12 protein-coding genes are annotated in these 19,539 nt (G+C 66.1%); 8 read left to right on the top strand and 4 right to left on the bottom strand.

Annotated features, from left to right (window positions below; all coding sequences use genetic code 11):
• The first annotated feature begins 442 nt into the window (after positions 1 to 442).
• The 5 genes from BDW41_RS09500 (at position 443) to BDW41_RS09520 (ending at position 11,105) form a co-directional block, all read left to right on the top strand.
• A complete protein-coding gene (locus BDW41_RS09500) occupies positions 443 to 3,358 on the top strand; it encodes a TonB-dependent receptor (RefSeq protein WP_146217336.1) in 2,916 nt (971 codons plus the stop codon).
• 178 nt (positions 3,359 to 3,536) lie between these two features.
• Positions 3,537 to 5,111 (top strand): alpha-amylase family glycosyl hydrolase, encoded by a 1,575-nt coding sequence (locus BDW41_RS09505; protein ID WP_074548231.1) that lies wholly within the window; start codon positions 3,537 to 3,539, stop codon positions 5,109 to 5,111.
• Positions 5,111 to 7,441 (top strand): TIM-barrel domain-containing protein, encoded by a 2,331-nt coding sequence (locus tag BDW41_RS09510; protein ID WP_074548233.1) that lies wholly within the window; start codon positions 5,111 to 5,113, stop codon positions 7,439 to 7,441. The genes BDW41_RS09505 and BDW41_RS09510 overlap by 1 nt, the downstream gene beginning before the upstream one ends.
• 38 nt (positions 7,442 to 7,479) lie before the next feature.
• Complete coding sequence (locus tag BDW41_RS09515; RefSeq protein WP_074548502.1) at positions 7,480 to 9,645, top strand: Six-hairpin glycosidase-like protein; 2,166 nt, start codon at positions 7,480 to 7,482, stop codon at positions 9,643 to 9,645.
• On the top strand, positions 9,642 to 11,105 hold the full coding sequence (locus BDW41_RS09520; protein ID WP_074548235.1) for an MFS transporter: 1,464 nt from the start codon (positions 9,642 to 9,644) through the stop codon (positions 11,103 to 11,105). The genes BDW41_RS09515 and BDW41_RS09520 overlap by 4 nt, the downstream gene beginning before the upstream one ends.
• 60 nt (positions 11,106 to 11,165) lie before the next feature.
• On the opposite strand, the gene BDW41_RS09525 is transcribed toward BDW41_RS09520, so the two are convergent.
• Positions 11,166 to 12,197 carry a LacI family DNA-binding transcriptional regulator gene (locus BDW41_RS09525; RefSeq protein ID WP_074548504.1) on the bottom strand — a complete coding sequence of 344 codons (1,032 nt, stop codon included), beginning with the start codon at positions 12,195 to 12,197 and terminating at the stop codon, positions 11,166 to 11,168.
• 510 nt (positions 12,198 to 12,707) lie between these two features.
• Entirely contained in the window at positions 12,708 to 15,479 is a 2,772-nt protein-coding gene (gene polA / locus BDW41_RS09530; RefSeq protein WP_074548237.1) for a DNA polymerase I, read from the bottom strand.
• Between the two features lie 150 nt (positions 15,480 to 15,629).
• Between polA and BDW41_RS09535 the strand changes: the two genes are divergently transcribed.
• Together BDW41_RS09535 and BDW41_RS09540 are read left to right on the top strand one after the other, a co-directional pair.
• Positions 15,630 to 16,157, top strand: coding sequence for a DUF2782 domain-containing protein (locus BDW41_RS09535; protein WP_074548506.1), 528 nt, complete (start codon positions 15,630 to 15,632; stop codon positions 16,155 to 16,157).
• Between the two features lie 30 nt (positions 16,158 to 16,187).
• The gene (locus tag BDW41_RS09540; RefSeq protein ID WP_074548239.1) at positions 16,188 to 16,619 is read left to right on the top strand and encodes an EamA family transporter; all 432 of its coding nucleotides are present in this window, start codon (positions 16,188 to 16,190) and stop codon (positions 16,617 to 16,619) included.
• A gap of 3 nt (positions 16,620 to 16,622) precedes the next feature.
• Here BDW41_RS09540 and BDW41_RS09545 read toward each other — a convergent pair whose 3' ends face one another.
• Positions 16,623 to 17,333 carry a glutathione S-transferase gene (locus tag BDW41_RS09545; protein WP_074548508.1) on the bottom strand — a complete coding sequence of 237 codons (711 nt, stop codon included), beginning with the start codon at positions 17,331 to 17,333 and terminating at the stop codon, positions 16,623 to 16,625.
• A gap of 80 nt (positions 17,334 to 17,413) precedes the next feature.
• Positions 17,414 to 18,304 (bottom strand): LysR family transcriptional regulator, encoded by an 891-nt coding sequence (locus BDW41_RS09550; protein ID WP_074548241.1) that lies wholly within the window; start codon positions 18,302 to 18,304, stop codon positions 17,414 to 17,416.
• Positions 18,305 to 18,400: 96 nt separating this feature from the next.
• Between BDW41_RS09550 and BDW41_RS09555 the strand changes: the two genes are divergently transcribed.
• Positions 18,401 to 19,411 carry a bile acid:sodium symporter family protein gene (locus tag BDW41_RS09555; RefSeq protein WP_074548243.1) on the top strand — a complete coding sequence of 337 codons (1,011 nt, stop codon included), beginning with the start codon at positions 18,401 to 18,403 and terminating at the stop codon, positions 19,409 to 19,411.
• The last annotated feature ends 128 nt before the right edge of the window (positions 19,412 to 19,539 follow it).

The following is a 19,539-nucleotide window of genomic DNA, read 5'->3' on the forward strand; positions in this document are numbered from 1 at the left end:
CAAAGCGCGGGGGGCAGCTTAAAGGCAGAGTGCGAAGCGGACGCTTCGTTTGCATACGTATTCAAAAAATCGCGATATTGCGATGCAGCAGGGCGTGCGGGCGCATGCACCCAACAGGAAGCAAGTGGTCTTGTCGGAGGCGCGAAAAACCGCGGTATGGCGTACTTGCGAAGAAAACCACTTTGCTCGGAAAGGCGCGGCGAATACGTCATCGGACGACGCAGCGCCATCAGAATTTTGTCAAAGGTGCACAAAAAAACGGGGTCATGAATACGTATGCATAGGCCTGTTCGCCCTTTTTGACGGCCCTACCATGGCCGCCACGCGACGGGGCCCTCCGATGTTCGGCTTGCGCTGGCGCGTAGGCCATCGCGGTCTGTGGGGACCGCGATGGCAACTACAAAACCAAAGATGAAGTGCATACCCGTGGGAGGGGAAGACGGTGGAACTGAAACGTAATGTGCTGGCCCTGGCGCTGGCTTCCGGCCTGTGTTTCACGGCCGGTATTCAAGCGATGCCGACGGATACGGGCGCGAACGCAGGCGGCACGGCCGCTGCGAACGGCGCAACGGGCGATCAGGCCACGCCTGCGCAGCAGGGCGGCCAGAACGCCAAGAAAGACGATCAGGTCAAGGAAACGCAGGACCAGCAGCTGGCCAAGAGCCTCGCCACCATCACGGTGACGGGCTACAACCAGGGCATGGAGAAGTCGATCGACTACCAGCGTTACGCCGACACCATCCAGAACGTCATCACCGCGGCCGACATCGGCGGCCTGCCGGACCAGTCCATCGCCGACGCGCTGACGCGCCTGCCGGGCGTTTCCGCCGAGCGCATCGCGGGCCAGGCCTCGCAGATCAACATCCGCGGCCTCTCGGGCAACTTCATCCAGACCACGCTCAACGGTCGCGAGCAGCCGTCCACCAGCGGCAGCAACTACATCCAGTTCGACCAGTACCCGTCCGAGCTGATCAACATGGCGACGGTGTACAAGTCCTCGCAGGCGTCGCTGATCACCGGCGGCGTGGGCGGCACCATCGCGATGGAGACGGCCAACCCGCTCAACGCGCCGAAGGAACAGAACCTCAACATCGACGCGCGCGGCAGCTACAACAGCCAGGCGAACGACGTGGCCGGCGCCAACTCCACCGGCTACCGCCTGAGCGCCGCATGGCAGGGCAAGTTCCTCAACGACACGCTGGGCGTGGGCCTGGGCGTGGCGCAGATGTACCAGCCGCACGTGGCCGAGCAGTTCGTGGGCGAGGCGTCGGACGGCAACCTCGTGAACCTCAAGCAGACCGGCCAGTACGGCTACCTGACCCAGGGCCTGCAGGTGCAGCAGAACGGCGGCAACGAGCGCCGCACCGGCGAGATGGCCACCGTGGTGTGGAAGGCCACCGACGAACTGCAGTTCGGCGCCGACGCGTTCTACTCGAAGTTCAAGGATGTCTCGTTCGGTTACGGCTTCCGCACGCAGAACATCTACGGCAACCAGGACCTGATTTCCAACGCCGTGTTTGGTCCGTACGGCACCATGACCGGCGGCACCATCAACAGCCCCGGCAACAACAACTTCTCCAACGAGACCACCGCCGACAACTACACGACGAACACCAGCGTGTTCTCCGGCGGCCTCAACATGAAGTGGAACCACGGCCCGTGGCACGTCAACACCGACCTGTCGATGTCGCGCGCGACCAGCAACGAGATCAACGTCGACACCACGGCTGATCCGTACAACAACCTGGGCACCACCAACCAGTCGCTGATGGCGCAGTCGACCACGTACCAGCTGGCCGGCCGCAGCGTGGGTTCGGTGTCGTTCGGCAACCCGGACGCCTACACCAACCTCAGCGACATGGGCCTGTCGCGTTACGGCGTGTACCCCTACATCTACCACGACAAGATGAAGGCGTTCCGCACCGACGTGAAGTACGACCTGCCCAACAGCTCGTGGTTCTCGGCGCTGGAAGCGGGCGTGTACTTGAACAACCACACGTACAACGCCGACCGCGAGGTCTACGTCTACGGTTCGGAGTGGGGCACGGACTTCAACAACAAGGGCTCGGCCGGTTACCAGCAGGAAGCGTTGAGCATTCCCGCCAGCGCCGCCAGCGTGCGTTGCTGGAAGGGCAAGTTCTCCGGCCTGCCGTGCTTCCTGCAGCTCAATGGCCCGGCCATCCTCGCCGCGCATGGCATCACCGCGAACCCGGTGAAGGACATCAACAACAACAGCTGGTCGGAAATCCAGAGCGGCTCGGTCGACGAACAGACCCGCGACCTGTACTTCCAGGCGGACATCGATTCGCAGAACGTGTTCGGCCACGAGCTGACCGGCAACATCGGCATTCGCTACTCGCACCAGAAGCAGTACAGCGATGGCCTGCAGCAGGTGGGCAACGGTGCGGGCATTCCGATCACCGACGGCAATGGCTACACCAGCACCGACTACGCGCCGCTGCATGTCGGCAAGACCTACTCCGACTGGCTGCCGTCGCTGAACCTGGTGTACCACCTCACCGACGACGACCAGATGCGCTTCTCCGCCGCCAAGGTGCTGTCGCGTCCGCCGATCAACAAGATGCTGGCGGGTTCCGGCTCGTGGGTGTCCAACGGCCAGTACAACGTGTGGGGCGGCACCAGCCCGCTGCTTGATCCGCTGCGTGCGTTCCAGTGGGACCTGGGCTACGAGCACTACTTCGACGACCAGTCCGGCATGGTCAGCGGCGGCGTGTTCTACAAGCACATCGACTCGTTCATCCAGTCGATCCAGTACAACAACTTCGACTTCGCCGCGGCCGGCATTCCGGTGCCGACCGATCCGAACACCGGCAAGCCCTACCTCAATGGCGTGTACCAGACCTCGTACAACGCCACCGGCGGCAGCGTGAAGGGCCTGGAGATGTCGTTCGCCAAGAACCATATCTTCCCGGGCATCTGGGCGGGCCTTGGCGTGCAGGCCAACTTCGCGCTGACCACCAGCAACGTGCGCAACCCGGACAACCTGGGCGGCCCGGAATCGAACCTGAGCCTGCCGGGCCTGTCCAAGCGCGTGGCCAGCATGGCGGTGTTCTACGACTACGGTCCGTTCTCGGCGCGCGTGTCGGGCAACTACCGTTCGAAGTTCGCCTCCGATACGCAGATCGCCGTGACCAACCAGCTGGTCACGTTCGCTGCCGAAACGGTGTACGACTTCCAGGCCTCGTACGACATCAGCAAGCAGTGGCGCGCGGTGGTGCAGGTGCTGAACCTGAGCAACCAGCCCACGCGCACCTACTTCGGTGCCGACCCGTCGCAGACCGGTACGATCCAGTACTTCGGACGCACCACCTACCTCGGCGTCGAGTTCAAGCTGTAAGCCACGATCGCGCCGGCCTCCGCAAGGGGCCGGCGCGATGCTTTTGCGGCCGTGCCGGGCCTTCCGGCATGGCATACACCTCGCGAGGCCCGGCGTGGCGGTTTCCGGTCCGATGCGAAATCCGCGTTCCGGTGTACCGTTCCGTCGATAGGCCTGCGGCCTTCGAATGGAGCACAGCATGTCCCGGAATCGCCTGTTCAGCACTCTCGCGCTCGCCCTGTCCCTCGCACTTGGCGCGGGCACGCCACCCGCAAGCGCCGCCGAAGCCGCTGCGGTACCCGCTGCGAACACGCAGGCGTCTTCGGGCGTCTATTACGAAATCTTCGTGCGCGCCTGGTACGACACCAATGGCGACGGCATCGGCGACCTCAACGGCGTCACGGCAAAGCTCGATTACCTGAAGTCGCTGGGCATCAGCGGCATCTGGCTGATGCCGATCAACAGCTCGCCGAGCTACCACGGCTACGACATCACCGACTACTACGGCATCAACCCGCAGTACGGCACCACGGCCGACCTGGAGAAGCTGGTCGCCGAGGCGCACAAGCGCGGCATCGCGGTGACCATGGACATGGTGATCAACCACACCAGCAACGAGCATCCGTGGTTCATCGATGCGCGAAAGGCGAACGGCGCGCATCGCGACTGGTACACCTGGACGCCCAAGCAGCCGAACCTCGCGGCGCTCAGCGCCACCGACACGCCGATCTGGCACGCCGCGGACGACGGCTGGTACATCGGCGACTTCGGCGGCCACATGCCCGACCTCAACTACGACAATCCGGCCGTGCGCGCCGAGATGATCAAGGTCGGCCAGTACTGGCTGGGCAAGGGCGTCGACGGTTTCCGCCTGGATGCGGCCAAGCACATCTACGTCGACTTCAAGTCGGACGTGCACAGCGCCGAGGCATTGCGCAAGAACGTGGAATGGTGGACCCAGTACCACGACGCGCTGGCAAAGACGAACCCGAAAGTGACCCTGGTCGGCGAGGTGAGCGCCACCTCGCCCAAGGAGCTGGCGCCGTACCTCAAGCCGCTGGGTTCGATCTTCGATTTCCCGCTGGCCGAGCAGTTGATCGTCAGCGCCAAGGGCGAGAAGGCCGGCAAGCTAGCCCAACTGCTCAAGGACACTTACGACGACTACAAGGTGGCGGGTGACACGCCACACATCGACTCCACGTTCCTGTCCAACCACGACCAGGAACGCGTGATGAGCCGCCTCAACGGCAACCTCGACCACATGCGCATGGCAGCGGCGATGCTGCTGACGCTGCCGGGCCGGCCGTACATCTACTACGGCGAAGAGCTGGGCATGGAAGGCAAGAAACCGGACGAGAACCTGCGCGAGCCGATGCGCTGGACGCGCGATCCCGGCCCGGGCGAGTCGCGCTGGAAACCGTCCAGCGTGAACCAGGGCGGCGCGGTGTCCGTGCAGGCCGAGCAGGACGATCCGAACTCGCTGTACAACACGTATCGCACCCTGATCGGCTGGCGCGCGCAGAACAGCGCACTGCGCGACGGCGACCTCACCGTGCTCGCCACCGGCAAGCCGAGCGTGGTTGCGTACTGGCGCAACGATGGCAAGCAGAAGCTGCTGGTGGTGCACAACCTTTCCGGCAAGGCCGTGGTGTGGAAACCTAAGGCGGATCTCCTGCCCAAGGACACCGCCGTGCTCATGACCACCAAGCCGCAGGCCGCGCTGGATAGCGGCAGCCTCAGCCTTCCCGCCTACAGCACCGTGGTGCTGCACTGATGCGCGCGAGGCTGCTCGCGCTGGCCTTGCTGTCCGCCCTGACCGCCGCGCCGGCGGCATTGGCGACGCACAGCGACGCCAGCGCCGACCGCATGGAGCTCAACCTGCCCAAGGGCAGGCTGGAGCTGCGCCTGCTGGCGCCGGGCATCGTCCAGCTGCGGGTCGACGGCACGCGCGAGCCCGCCACGCCGGTGATCGATGAGCAGGCCAGTTTCGATCCGGTCGAGGTGAAGCGGGAGACGCAAGGCGAGGAGCAGATTCTGCGCTCGAGCGCGCTGGTCGCGCGCTGGAATCCCCGTCATGCGGAACTGAAGGTGGAGGACGCCAGCGGCCATCTGTTGCTCAGCGCCGACCTTTCGCGCGCCGCCGCCGGCCGCTGGACGCTGCGGCACGCCAAGGACGATCCGCAGTACGGCATTGGCGGACTCAATGCCTTCGACGCGGCCACCGGCAACCTGCTGCGCCAGGGCAGGCAGATCGCCACGGCCGGCAAGCAAGGCCACACTGGCGCGCCGTTCGTGTGGAGCACGGCGGGTTACGGCGTGCTGGCCGATGCGGAGCCGGCGCGCTTCGATCTTTCGCCGACCGAGATACGCATCGAGGCTAAACAGCCGGTGCAAACCATCTATCTGCTGGCCGGCGAACCCGGCGCGTTGTTTGCGCAGGTGCGCCAGCTCAGCGGTGCGGCGCCCATGTTCCCCAAGTGGGCCATGGGTTTCACCAACAGCCAGTGGGGCATCGACCAGAAGGAAGCGCTCGAACTGGTCGACACCTATCGTTCCAAACATATTCCCATCGATAACTTCACCTTCGACTTCGACTGGAAGGCGTGGGGCGAGGACATGGGCGAATTCCGCTGGAACAACGACAAGTTCCCGGATGGCGCCGACGGCAAGCTCAAGCAGATGATGGATGCGCGCGGCATGCACATGACCGGCATCATGAAGCCGCGCCTGCACGTGAACACGGTGGAAGGTCGCGAGGCCACCGCGCGCGGCTACTGGCTGGCGCAGTCGAAGGAAGCGCCCGACTACTTCTCGCACAAGCCCGTGCGCGACGTGGACTTCGACAAGCCGGAAGTGCGCGCGTGGTTCTTCAACGATGCGCTGAAGCATTCCTTCGAGACCGGCATTGTCGGCTGGTGGAACGACGAAGCCGACGACAGCGGCGTCGATACGCAATTCCTCAACATGCAACGCGCGATGTACGATGGCCAGCGCGCCATCAGCGACCAGCGCGTGTGGTCGATCAACCGCAACTACTACCTGGGTGCGCAGCGCTACGCCTATGGCGTGTGGTCGGGCGATATCCAGAGCGGCTTCGCCAGCATGGCGGCGCAACGCCAGCGCATGCTCGCCGCGTTCGACGTGGGCGCGATGCATTGGGGCATGGACGGCGGTGGCTTCAAGGCGCCGCGTCCCACCGACGAGAACTACGCGCGCTGGATCCAGTTCGGCGCCTTTACGCCGGTGTTCCGCGTGCATGGCGATTTCGGCCAGAAGCGCCAGCCCTGGGTGTATGGCCCGGTCGCTGAGAAGGCTGCGACGGAGGCGATCCGCCTGCGCTACTCGCTGATCCCGTACATCTACAGCTACGAGTACCACGCGCATGCCGATGGCGTGGGCCTGGTGCGTCCGCTGCAGTTCGCCTATCCGAACGATCCGGCGCAGCGGGATCGCATCGACGCCTGGATGTTCGGCGACTATCTGCTGGTGTCGCCGGTGGTGGAACAGGGGCAGACCACCAAGCGCCTGCGCCTGCCGCAGGGCCGCTGGATCAACTGGTTCGATGCCAAGGCGTACGACGGCGGGCAGGAGATCACGCTCGCGGTCGATGCGACGAACTGGAGCGATATCCCGCTGTTCGTGCGCGAGGGCGCCATCATCCCGCAGCAGCCGGTGATGGATTACGTCGGCCAGCAGCCGGTGACGTCGCTGGACGTGCAGGTGTTTTCCTCCCGTGCCGAAACCGTGTTCGATATGTACGACGATGACGGCGACACCTACGGCTACGAGAAGGGCGCCTATGTCCTGCAAAGGCTTTCCGTGCAGCGCGACGCCGGTGGCGTGGCCTTCAAGGCCGGCGCGGCGGTGGGAAGCTACAAGCCGGCGTTGCATGATTACGTGCTGGCTTTCCATGGCGAGCGGGGCAAGGCGGTGACGGCGCATGGCAAGCCGTTGCCGGATTTGGGCACCGTCGATGCCCTGCGCGCGTCCGCGACGGAAGGCTGGGCGCGCGGCCATGATCGATTCGGAGAGGTGACGTACGTGAAGCTGCTGTCGGGACAGGCCAGGGACATCCATATCGACACCGCGGCGGTGCAGCCGTGAGCGCGCGCAAGCGGCTTGCGCTCGCCTGCGCACTGGCGATGGCCTCCGGCGCGCACGCCAGCGTGATCGGCGCGCACGATGACATCCAGTGGAACGGTCGCTCGGCCAGCATGAGCGCGCAGGCCGATGGCGGCTTCGTGCTGCACGCACCGGCGGGCGATCGCGCCATCGCCGCGCAGAAGCTCACCGTCCACACGGCAAGTCCGCTGTTCGACGGCCTGTTCGCGATGGCGCAGGATGACCTGGCGCACGATGCCGTGTCCGCCATCCGCGATGGCGCCTACGACCACGGCAAGGACATCCCGTGCCACTGCTTCGCCACCGGCGAGAAGTGGCCGTATGTGTGGACGCGTGATCTGTCCTACTCCATCGACTTGGCGCTATGGCGCATGGATCCGGATCGTGCGCGCCAGTCCCTGCGCTTCAAGCTGTCCGACGTGCGCGAGCCGTCGCAGCCGCAGGGCCTGTACGTGATGCAGGACACGGGCTCCGGCGGCAGCTGGCCAATCAGCACCGATCGCGTGGTGTGGTTCCTCGGTGCGCGTCATCTGCTCGACGACAAGGCCTTTGCCGACGACACCTGGACGGCGCTGAAGGACACGCTGGCGCAGGATCGCCTGTATGTGTTCGATCCTGCGCTGGGGCTGTATCGCGGCGAGACCTCGTTCCTCGACTGGCGCGAGCAGACCTATCCCGCGTGGACCGAGAAGGACGTGCGCTATATCGGCGAATCCTTCGCGCTGTCCACCAACGTGCTGCACTACCAGGCGCTGCAGCTCGCCGCGCAGATGGCGGAGCAGCGTCACGATCCTTCAGCGAAGGACTATCGCGCGCAGGCGCAGGCATTGAAGCAGGCGATCAACACGCATTTCTGGCGCGCCGATCGCAGCATGTACATGAGCTACATCGGGCCGGGCGCGATGCCGGTGGACAGCTATGACCTGCTCGGCATCGCACTGGCGGTGACCAGCGGCGTGGCCGATGCGGCGAAGGCGAAGCAGACGCTGGCGAACTATCCCGCCTGGCCGGCCGGAAGCCCGGTGATCTGGCCGGAACGCAAGGACCAGCCGGTGTATCACAACCGCGCCATCTGGCCGTTCGTAAGCGCGTACTCGCTGCGCGCCGCGCGCACGGTGAACGATGCGCCGCGCATCGCGCTCGAGATGGATTCGCTGCTGCGCGGCGCGGCGCTCGCTGCCTCCAACATGGAGAACTACGAGCTGGTCTCGCAGGCGGTGCACGTCGACGAGGGCAAGCTCAGCGGCCCGGTGGTGAATTCGCCGCGCCAGCTGTGGTCGGTGGCGGGCTATCTCGACATGGTCGTCACCGGCGTGTTCGGCCTGGGTGGCGATGGCAGCATCGATCCGAAACTGCCCAGCTCGTGGCTCGCGCCGCTGTTCGGCGATCAGGCCAAGATCACGCTGGACCTCGGCGATCGACGCATCACGCTGCTGCGGCCGGCGAAGGCCGATGGCGATCTGCTGGTGGCGCAGGCGCAGCACCGCGAGGGCAACGAAACCATCGTCCAGTTGAAGGCCATCCAGTCGGGCGCGAAGCCGTTGCGCACCGGCGCGCCATTGTTCGGTCCCGACATGCCGGATGCGCCGGCCGTGGCGGACACGGCCAAGGGCTGGCAGGTGAGTTTTGCCGGCAAGGGCGTGCTGTATCTCGACGGCCAGCGCATTGGCCCCATCGACGGCAGCCTGACCGTGCCCAAGGGCGCGACGCGCCAGTGCTTCCAGCTCACGCGCGTGGGCGAGGGCGGCCTTGAATCGCTGCCGAGCCTGCCGACCTGCAAGGGCGAGGAAGCGCGCATCGCGGGGCAGGGACCGTGGGAATGGAAGGCGGCGAAGGGCGGCCGCTATGACGTCTCGTTCGACTACGCCAATGATCACGGCCCCATCAACACCGGCGTGACGGCCGCGGTGAAATTGCTCGACGTCGCGTGCGATGGTGCAGCGCCACAGCGCGTGGCCGTCGTGATGCCGCATAGTGTGGGCATGCAACGCTCCACCACGGCCACCTTCACGGCGCAGGCGGGGGCGCTTTGCCGCTTCCGTCTGGATCAGGGGTTCAACATGAGTGACCTGCGCCACAACGCGCGTTACACCGGCGAACAGGGCGGTGCCACCGGCCCGGTGAACGAGGCGGCGGTCGACGCCATGCGCGTGTCGCCCGCGCCCAAGGGTGCTTCCGCGCCATGACACGCAAGCCCGAACTCTCGTTCTGGCAGATCTGGAACATGTGCTTCGGTTTCCTGGGCATCCAGTTCGGCTTTGCGCTGCAGAACGCGAACGTCAGCCGCATCTTCCAGACCCTGGGCGCGGACGTCGGCGACATCCCCGCGCTGTGGATCGCTGCGCCGTTCTCCGGCCTGCTGGTGCAGCCGGTGATCGGCTACCTGTCGGATCGCACCTGGACGCGCCTGGGCCGGCGGCGGCCGTATTTCCTGATCGGCGCCGTGCTCACCACGCTGGCCCTGCTGTGCATGCCCAACTCGCCCGTGCTGTGGGTGGCGGCGGGCCTGCTGTGGATCATGGATGCGTCGATCAACGTGTCGATGGAACCGTTCCGCGCCTTCGTGGGCGACCAGCTGCCGCCGCGCCAGCGTCCGCAGGGCTACGCCATGCAGAGCTTCTTCATCGGCTTGGGCTCGGTGGTGGCCTCGCTGCTGCCCTGGCTGCTTGCCAAGTTGGGCGTGAGCAACGTGGCGGACGAGGGCGCCATTCCCCACACGGTGAAGTACGCGTTCTACCTGGGCGGCGTGGTGCTGCTGGGTTCGGTGCTGTGGACGGTGCTCACCACGCGGGAGTATCCGCCGGGGGAGCTGGAAGCCTTTACCGATAGCCCCACGGATACCGGCGAGACGGACGTCTCGGGTGCATGGCGCTCCGGTGTTGCGCTGATCGTGGCAGGTATCGCCCTGCTGGCGGTCATCTGGCACTACGCGCTGGAGAAGGAGCTCTACCTGCTGGGCGGCGGGCTGGTGCTGTTCGGCGCGCTGTTCTCGTGGCTGTCGGTGGCGCGCACGCGCGGCATGTTGCGGCAGGTGATGGGCGATCTCTACGGCATGCCCGAAACCATGCGCCGTCTCGCCGTGGTGCAGTTCTTCTCGTGGTTCGCGCTGTTCGCGCTGTGGATCTACACCACGGCCGCAGTGACGTCGGTGCACTACGGCACCACCGACACGCATTCGGCGCTCTACAACGAAGGCGCGAACTGGGTGGGTGTGCTGTTCGGCGCGTACAACGGTTTTGCGGCCGTCGCCGCCGCGGTGATTCCGTGGATGGTGCGGCGCTGGGGCTTGCGCACCAGCCATCTCGCCAACTGCTGGCTGGGCGGTGCGGGCCTGCTGTCATTCCTGGTGATCCGCGACCCGCACTGGCTGCTGCTGTCGATGGTGGGCGTGGGCTTTGCGTGGGCGTCGATCCTGTCGCTGCCGTATGCGCTGCTGTCGGACAACCTTCCGGCGACGAAGATGGGCGTCTATATGGGCATCTTCAATTTCTTCATCGTCATTCCGCAGCTGATGGCCGCCAGCGTGCTGGGCCTGCTGCTGCGCCTGTTCTTCCACGGCCAGCCTATCTGGGCGCTGGCGATGGGCGGCGCCAGCCTGGTGATCGCCGGCCTGTGCACGCTGCGCGTGGCGGAGAGCCAGGAGTGAGTTGAGAGGAGTGAGAGAAGAGCCGGCGCCGCCATGCTTTCTCTCACTTCTCACTCCTCTTCACTCGTTTCTAGCTCTTGAGGATTTGCGCACGATCAACTTGGCCGGCAGCATCGCGCTTTCCGCCGGCTCGCCGCGGATCAGGGCCAGCAGGTTGTCGACCAGGATCTCGCCGGCGAGCTGGGTGTCCTGCAGCACCGTGGTCAGCGGCGGGTTGACGAAGCTGGCGGCGGGGATGTCGTCGAAACCGGCCAGCGCCACGTCGTCGGGCACGTTCAGGCCGTGGGCGGCGAGCGCGCGCATGGCGCCGATGGCGATCAGGTCGCTGGCGGCGAACACGGCGTCGAACGCCACGCCGCGCGCGATCAGCGTTTCGGCAGCGTTGTGGCCGGATTGCTCGGTGCTCTCGGCGTTCACCTGCAGCAGCGGTTCGGCATCCAGCCCGGCGTCGTTCAGCGCGCGGGCATAGCCGCGGTAGCGGTCGAAGAACTCGGGATAGTGGCTGGAGGCGTCGCCCAGGAAGGCGATGCGCTGGCAACCCTGCGCCAGCAGGTGCGCGGTGACCTCGCGGCCGCCGCTGACGTTGTCGCAGCCCACGGAGACATCGGGCTGGTCGGGCAGCACCGCGCCCCAGCGCACGCAGCGCGTGCCCTGGTCCACCAGTTTCTGCAGCTTGTCGCGGGTGGCGAGGTAGTCGCCGTAGCCGAGCAGGATGATGCCGTCGGCCTTCTTGCTGTCCGCGTAGTCGGCGTGCCAGTCCCGCGAGAACTGCTGGAAGGAGATCAGCAGGTCGTAGCCGCGCTGCGCGCTGGCCCGGGTGATGGAGCCCAGCATGGACAGGAAGAACGGGTTGATGTGCGACTCGTCGGCGGTCGGGTCCTCGAACAGCAGCAGGGCCAACGTGCCGGTGTGCTTGGCGCGCAGCCCCGAGGCGTTCTTGTCGACCTTGTAGTTCAGCTCATCGACCGCCGCCTGGATGCGCCGGCGCGTCTCCTCGTTGACCAGCGGACTGCCGCGCAGCGCGCGCGACACCGTGGACTGGGAGACCCCGGCCAGGTGGGCGATATCGAATGAAGTGACTTTTCCCTTGATCTGCACGCAGCGACCCTTGAGTCCGTGCCGGCCGCGGTCCCTGTGATCCGACGGTTGGTAGGCGCAAATCCTAGCCGCTTGAGTGCTCGCTGTCCTTTCATGCCGCCATCCGGCGTCGCGGGCATAAAAAAGCCCCGAGGATTAGGGGGGAATCCTCGGGGCCGGGGTGGCAGCGAAACCCAGGGGAGAGGTTCGCTGGCCGGTTTGGGCTCGTCCAGGGAGGTGGCGAGCCCGCGGATGCCGTTGCGTGCATCCGGTAACTAAGAACGCGCCAGCGGGCGAAAGTTGCACGCGCGAGGCCGAATTTGGTCAGGCATCGTTCATTTGACGAAAACCCAACATCCTGCCTCACCGTCATCCCCGCGAAGGCGGGGATCCAGCGACTTTACTTACTGCGGAAAGGCCTGAAGACACTGGATGACCAGCCTTCGGCTGTTGAAAAGCGTCTCCCGCCTTCGCGGGGATGACGGTGGGGGAACGGCCGCCGCTCAGGAGACCTTGATCCCGCCCTCAGTGCGCCTCGTCCCAGTTCCTGCCCACGCCGGCCTCCACCAGCAGCGGCACGGACAGCGTCGCCGCGCCGGACATGCGCTCGATGACGCCCGCGCGCACCTCGTCCACCACGTCCTTGCGCACCTCGAACACCAGTTCGTCGTGCACCTGCATGAGCATGTGGGCGTCGTCGGGGCGCGTCTGCAGCCAGCCGTGCACGGCGATCATGGCGCGCTTGATGATGTCGGCCGCCGTGCCCTGCATGGGTGCGTTCACGGCGGCACGCTCGGCGCCCGCGCGCAGGGCCTGGTTGCGGGAGGTCAGGTTCTCCAGGTACAGGCGGCGGCCGAACAGCGTTTCCACGTAGCCGTCGCGGTGGGCCTGCTGGCGGGTGGCTTCCATGAAGGCGTGCACGCCCGGGTAGCGGGCGAAGTAGCGCGCCATGTAGTCGCTGGCTTCGCCGCGGTCCACGCCCAGCTGGCGGGCCAGGCCGAAGGCGCTCATGCCGTACATCAGGCCGAAGTTGATCGCCTTGGCGGCGCGGCGCTGGTTGGCGGTGACCTCTTCCGGCGGCAGGCCGAACACTTCGGCGGCGGTGGCGCGGTGCACGTCGCCGCCTTCGTGGAAGGCCTTGAGCAGGCCTTCGTCGCCGGACAGGTGGGCCATGATGCGCAGCTCGATCTGCGAGTAGTCCGCCGCCAGCACCACCCAGCCCTCCGGCGCCACGAAGGCCTGGCGGATGCGGCGGCCTTCCTCGGTGCGGATCGGGATGTTCTGCAGGTTCGGGTCGGACGAGGACACGCGCCCCGTGGCCACCGAGCCCTGGTGGTAGCTGGTGTGCACGCGGCCGGTGCGCGGATTGACCATCTCCGCCAGCTTGTCGGTGTAGGTGGAGCGCAGCTTGGCGAGGCCGCGGTAGTCCAGGATCAGGCGCGGCAGCGCGTGGTCGTCGGCGATGGCTTCCAGCGCTTCCTCGTTGGTGGACGGCTGTCCGGTCGGCGTCTTTACCTTCACCGGCAGGCCCAGCTCGTCGAACAGCACCGCCTGCAGTTGCTTGGGCGAATCCAGGTTGAACTCGTGGCCCGCGCCCTTCCAGGCTTCCTGCTGCAGTTCCAGCATGCGCTTGCCGAGTTGCTGGCTCTGCTTGCGCAGTTCGTTGACGTCGATCAGCACGCCGCGCTGCTCCATCGAGGCCAGCACGGGAATCAACGGGACTTCGATGTTCTCGTAGACCGAGCGCAGCGTGGGCTCGCCTTCCAGCTTCGGCCACAGCGCGTGATGCAGGCGCAGCGTGATGTCGGCGTCTTCGGCGGCGTAGCGGCAGGCGGTGTCCAGGTCCACCTGCGAGAACGGAATCTGCTTGGCGCCCTTGCCGGCCACCTGCTCGTACTTGATGGTGTCGACGTCCAGGTATTTCTTGGCCAGCGAATCCATGTCGTGCCGCGTCGCCGTGGCGTTCCACACGTAGGATTCCAGCATGGAGTCGTACTTGAGGCCCTGCAGGCGGATGCCGTAGTTCGACAGGATGTTGATGTCGTACTTGGCGTGCTGGCCCATCTTGGGACGGCTGGCGTCCTCGAAGAACGGCTTGAGCGCCGCGAGCACGTGCTCGCGCGGCAATTGCGCCGGCGCGCCCGGATAGTCATGCGCCAGCGGCACGTAGCAGGCATGGCCCGGTTCCACCGACAGGCTCAGGCCGACGATGTCCGCCTGCATCGAGTCGATGGAGGTGGTTTCGGTATCGAAGGACACCAGCGGCGCCGTGGCGATCTTCGCCAGCCAGCCGTCGAACTGCGCCTGCGTGGTCACCAGTTCATACTGGCCGGCCATCGAGAGGTCTTGCGTGTGGGCTTGCGGCTGCAGTGCGCCCTGCGCCTTGCCGGCGCTGGTGGCAGCGGCCGGCGCGCCGGCATCGCCTGCGGCGGGTGCGTTGGCGGTGCCGCTGGTTTCGGCATCCAGGTCCTTCAGCGCCGCCTTGAACTCATAGCGCGTGTACAGCTCGCGCAACTGCTCGACGTGGCGTTCGCGGAACTTGAGTCCGGTGACGGACTGATCCAGCGCTACGTCGGTCTTGATGGTCACCAGCGCGCGCGACAGCGGCAGCTGCGGCAGCGCGGCGCGCAGGCTCTCGCCGATCTTGCCGCCAACCTTGTCGGCGTTCGCCATCAGGTTGTCCAGCGAGCCGTACTCGGCCAGCCACTTGGCCGCGGTCTTCGGGCCGCACTTGGGCACGCCCGGCACGTTGTCGACGGTATCGCCGGTGAGCGAGAGAAAATCCACGATCTGCGAGGGCTCGACGCCGAACTTCTCCACCACGCCCGCGCTGTCGGTGGTGGTGTTGGTCATGGTGTTCACCAGGGTCACGCCCGGGTGCACCAGCTGCGCGAGATCCTTGTCGCCGGTGGAGATCTCCACCTCGATGCCCTGCGCATGCGCCTGCTCGGCGAGCGTGCCGATCACGTCGTCCGCTTCCACGCCATCCACGCGCAGGATGGGAAAGCCCAGCGCGCCCACGATGGCGAGCATGGGGTCCACCTGGGCGCGCAGGTCGTCCGGCATGGGCGGGCGGTGCGCCTTGTACTGGTCGTAGAGCTGGTTGCGGAAGGTGGGCCCTGGCGCGTCGCTGACAAAGGCGACGTAGTCGGGCTTCGCCTTGAGCGTGGCGCGCAGCATGTTCACCACGCCGAACAGGGCGCCGGTGGGTTCGCCCTGCGAATTGGTGAGCGGCGGGAGCGCGTGGAAGGCGCGGTAAAGGTAGGAGGAACCGTCGATGAGAATGAGCTTGGCCATGGGGCATTCTCGCACGGTGCCGGATGTGGCGTTCTCCGTTCAGGCGGGGGCCGCATCGTCCTTCGATGACGGCAGGCGGGGCCTACGGCCGCTTCACGAGCCATGCGGTTCTGCGCTGTTATGCTCCTTTTTCCACAGGAGGCCGTCATCATGAAACCCGTTGTTCTGCTCGCTGTTCTTGGTGTGGCCGTCGCGTCGAATGCGCTCGCGCAATCGTCCCCCAGCCAGTTTCCGCCCGCGCCGCCGCCGCCGGGCATGAACGATCCCGGCGTGACCGCCACGCCGCCCCCGCCGGCGCCCAAGGCACCGGCCAAGTCCGCCGCCTCGTCCTCGTCCAAGACAGGCAAGGTATCCGCCGATACGGCCGCCCCCTTGAGCCAGCCGGCCACCAGCACGCCGGCCACTTCGGACGCCCAGCCGCGCGACGCGAACGGCAACACGCCGCCGCAGGTGAAGGTGCACACCGAGGGCGACCAGACCATCCAGGAATACAGCCGCAGCGGCCAGGTCTATATGGTGGTGGTGACGCCCAAGGGCGGCATTCCGCAGACCTACATGGTCGACCAGAAAGGCGCGTGGACGAACCAGGCCGGCGAGCATGTGAAGCCGGTCATGTACAAGGTCATGGAGTGGGGCAAGAGCCGCCCGGCGAATGACCAGGACAACGGTGGCCAGTAAGCCATCCATGCGGATGCCGAAGGAGCCGGCATGAACCCGCGCGAGAGCTGGCTGCTCTTCGCGCTGGGCTCGGCGTTCTTCGCCGCGCTCACGGCGCTGTTCGGCAAACTGGGCGTGGCGGGGATCAACTCCAACCTCGCCACCTTCATCCGCACCATCGTGATCCTGCTGGTGACCGCCGGCATCCTCAGCCTGCGGAACGAATGGGCGCGCCCCTCCGGGTTGCCCGCGAGCAGCTGGGTGTTCCTCGTGCTCTCGGGCGTCGCCACCGGCCTGTCGTGGCTGTGCTACTACCGCGCTCTGCAGCTGGGGCCGGTCAGCAAGGTCGCGCCCATCGACAAGCTCAGCGTGGCCATCGCCATCGTGCTCGGCGTGCTGCTGCTGGGCGAGCAGCTCAGCTGGCCGCTGGCCATCGGCGGCGGGCTGATCGTGGCCGGCGCCGTGATCATCGCGGTGTTCTGACACTCAGGACTCGTCGAGCTCCGGGTAGTGGCGGAAGATGCCGTCCTCGTTGAATGGGATGCGTCGCTCCGACGCCAGGTAAGCGGCGATGTTCGGTCGGTCCGCCACGCGATCGCGCAGCGCCCGCAGCCGCGCGGTACGGCGCCTCAGCCCCTTCATGGCGTTGGGGAAGGCATAGTCCAGCCCGGACATCAGCTGGAACAGCGACAGGTCCACATACGAATGCCTGCGTCCGATGGCATGGTGTCCATCGCCGCGTTCCAGCACCTGCTCGAAATAACCCAGGTATTTCGGTATGCGCTGCGCGCAGAAGGATGCCGAGCGCTTGCGTGCTTCCGCGCGCTGTTGCTCGTAATACTGCTCGACCGCGATCGGATGATGCGTGTCGTGCGCTTCGGCCACGATATCGGTGATAGTCTGCTGCAGCTGCATCGCATAGATCTGGCTGGCGCTGGAGGCGGGTATCAGCCCATGCCGCGGAGCGAGAAAGGCCAGGATGTTCGCCGTCTGCGCGATAAGCAGACGGCCCGCGCGCAGGAAGGGCGGCGCGAACGGCAACGCGCCGGCATGTTCGCCACGCAGGAACGGCATGATGGCCTGGTCGCCCTCGATGCGGGCGACGTCGGTGTAGCTTGCGCGGGCGTTTTCCAACGCCAGGCGGACGAACTCGCCGCGGCCCTGGATGCCGGTCCAGTAGTAAAGCTCGTAGCGCATGACGAACACCTTCACGGAAAAGCCGAAGGCTAGGCGCGCGGCATTCAACGAAGCGTGAGCGGCGAGTGTGCCTATCGTGCCTATGGCGCCGGCGCGGAACCGGTCAGTGCGCGCAGCCGCTCCCACACCAGCGTCGCCAGTGGCGACAGCGAGCGCTGCCGGCGCTTGATCAGCACCACCTCGCGACTCTCCTGCGGCGTGAGCGGACGCGTCACCAGCGTCGCCGGCGGCGGCGCCAGCGCGGGACTGACGCTGATGCCCAGGCCGGCTTCCACCATGCGGAAGGTGGTGAGCGTGTGTCCGGTCTGCTGCACCACGTTCGCCGCGATGCCGCGGCTCGCCAGTGCGTGGTCGATCAGCCGGCGGCTTCCGGAGGAGTAGTCGAGCAGGATCAGCGGCTGCCCCTGCAACTTGCGCCAGGGCACGCGATCGAGCTTCGCGAGCGGATGATCGGGCCGGCACACCAGCACGAAGGGATCGCGCAGCAATCGTTGGATATCGAACTCGCCGGTGAGCGGCGGATCGATGGCCACGCCAAAATCCACCTCGCCGCCGCGCACGCTGTCCAGCACCATCGTCTGCGCCTGGTCGTGCAGCTGGATGGTGAGTTCGGGGTAGCGGGCGGCGCAGTCGGCAATGCACTGGGGCATCAATCCTGCGGAGAGCGTAGGCACCGAGGCGACGTGCACCTTGCCGCGCTTGCGCTCGCTTTCCGAGTGCACGTGCGACAGCACGCCTTCCAGTTCATCCAGCACGCGGCCGATGGCGCTCTCCAGGTAGCGTCCGGCGTCGGTGGGCACCACTTCGCGCGTGGTGCGGTCGAACAGGCGAATGCCGAGCTCGGCTTCCAGGTCGGCGATGTAGCGGCTCACCGCCGGCTGGCTCAGGTGCAGGCTCTCCGCCGCCCGCCGAAAGTGCTGCTGGCGGGCCACCGCGAGAAAGGCGCGAAGCTGGCGCAGGCTGATATTCATGCAAACAGGATATCAATAGATCAGATAAAACGATTTGATTAATCAATGTCCCGGCGGTCCAATAGACGCATTCCCCTGATGCGTGTTCCGACGGCCATGTTCCTGCGTCGCTTCCTGCCCGATCGCTTCACCTGTGCCCTGATCGTCACAGTGCTGCTGGCCAGCCTGCTGCCTTGCCGCGGCACCACGGCCAGCGTGTTCAACGTGCTTACCGACCTGGCCATCGCGCTGCTGTTCTTCCTGCACGGCGCCAAACTCTCGCGCGAGGCGGTGGTCGCCGGCATGACTCACTGGCGCCTGCACCTCACCGTGCTGGCCAGCACCTTCGTGCTGTTCCCGTTGCTGGGCTGGGCTCTGCGCCCCTTGCTGCAACCGCTGGTGACGCCTTCGCTGTATCTGGGCGTGTTGTTCCTGTGCACGCTGCCTTCGACGGTGCAGTCGTCCATCGCCTTTACCTCCATGGCGCGCGGCAACGTTCCCGCCGCGATCTGTTCGGCGTCCGCTTCTAGCCTGCTGGGCATCTTCATCACGCCGCTGCTGGTGGGCGTGATGCTGGAGTCGCACGGGCAGGGCGGCATGAACTGGGATTCCATCGGCGCCATCGTGCTGCAGTTGCTGGTGCCGTTCGTTGCCGGGCAGATCGCGCAGCGCTGGATCGGCCGCTGGGTGGAACGCCATCGCGCGCTGCTGTCGTACGTCGACCAGGGCTCGATCCTGCTGGTGGTCTACACCGCCTTCAGCGCGGCCGTGCTGCAGGGCCTGTGGAAGCAGATTCCGCTGCCGGTGCTGGGTGGCCTGCTGGTGGTGAATGCGGTGTTGCTGGCGATTGCGTTGTTGGTGACGCGCTATGGCTCGCGCGCGCTGGGCTTCAACCGCGAGGATGAGATCACCATCGTGTTCTGCGGCTCGAAGAAAAGCCTTGCCAGCGGCGTGCCGATGGCGAAGGTGCTGTTCGCGGGACATCCGCTGGGCACGATCGTGTTACCGATCATGCTGTTCCACCAGATCCAGTTGATGACGTGTGCGGTGCTGGCGCGGAAGTATGCGGCGCGGCCGGTGGAGATGAAGTGTGATGTGGTGGGGGACGAGGCGCGCGTGGCGCGCTGAAGTGGATTTGTTTGTCGTGGCGGAGCGGTTGTAGGTACGTGGTATGTCTCCCTCTCCCCTCTGGGGAGAGGGTCGGGGTGAGGGGCCACTCTTGCCTCATCACTTCAAAAGAACCGTCATCCCGGCGC

It is taken from the genome of Dyella sp. AtDHG13 (genome assembly GCF_003201105.1).
Lineage (GTDB): Bacteria > Pseudomonadota > Gammaproteobacteria > Xanthomonadales > Rhodanobacteraceae > Dyella > Dyella jiangningensis_B.

Bases quoted from the DNA above. Each gene is read 5' to 3' on its own strand.
- BDW41_RS09515 (WP_074548502.1), top strand. From the start codon at position 7,480: ATGGCCTCCGGCGCGCACGCCAGCGTGATCGGCGCGCACGATGACATC.
- BDW41_RS09545 (WP_074548508.1), bottom strand. From the start codon at position 17,333: ATGCGCTACGAGCTTTACTACTGGACCGGCATCCAGGGCCGCGGCGAG.
- polA (WP_074548237.1), bottom strand. From the start codon at position 15,479: ATGGCCAAGCTCATTCTCATCGACGGTTCCTCCTACCTTTACCGCGCC.
- BDW41_RS09540 (WP_074548239.1), top strand. From the start codon at position 16,188: ATGAACCCGCGCGAGAGCTGGCTGCTCTTCGCGCTGGGCTCGGCGTTC.
- BDW41_RS09520 (WP_074548235.1), top strand. From the start codon at position 9,642: ATGACACGCAAGCCCGAACTCTCGTTCTGGCAGATCTGGAACATGTGC.
- BDW41_RS09535 (WP_074548506.1), top strand. From the start codon at position 15,630: ATGAAACCCGTTGTTCTGCTCGCTGTTCTTGGTGTGGCCGTCGCGTCG.
- BDW41_RS09555 (WP_074548243.1), top strand. From the start codon at position 18,401: ATGTTCCTGCGTCGCTTCCTGCCCGATCGCTTCACCTGTGCCCTGATC.
- BDW41_RS09550 (WP_074548241.1), bottom strand. From the start codon at position 18,304: ATGAATATCAGCCTGCGCCAGCTTCGCGCCTTTCTCGCGGTGGCCCGC.
- BDW41_RS09510 (WP_074548233.1), top strand. From the start codon at position 5,111: ATGCGCGCGAGGCTGCTCGCGCTGGCCTTGCTGTCCGCCCTGACCGCC.
- BDW41_RS09505 (WP_074548231.1), top strand. From the start codon at position 3,537: ATGTCCCGGAATCGCCTGTTCAGCACTCTCGCGCTCGCCCTGTCCCTC.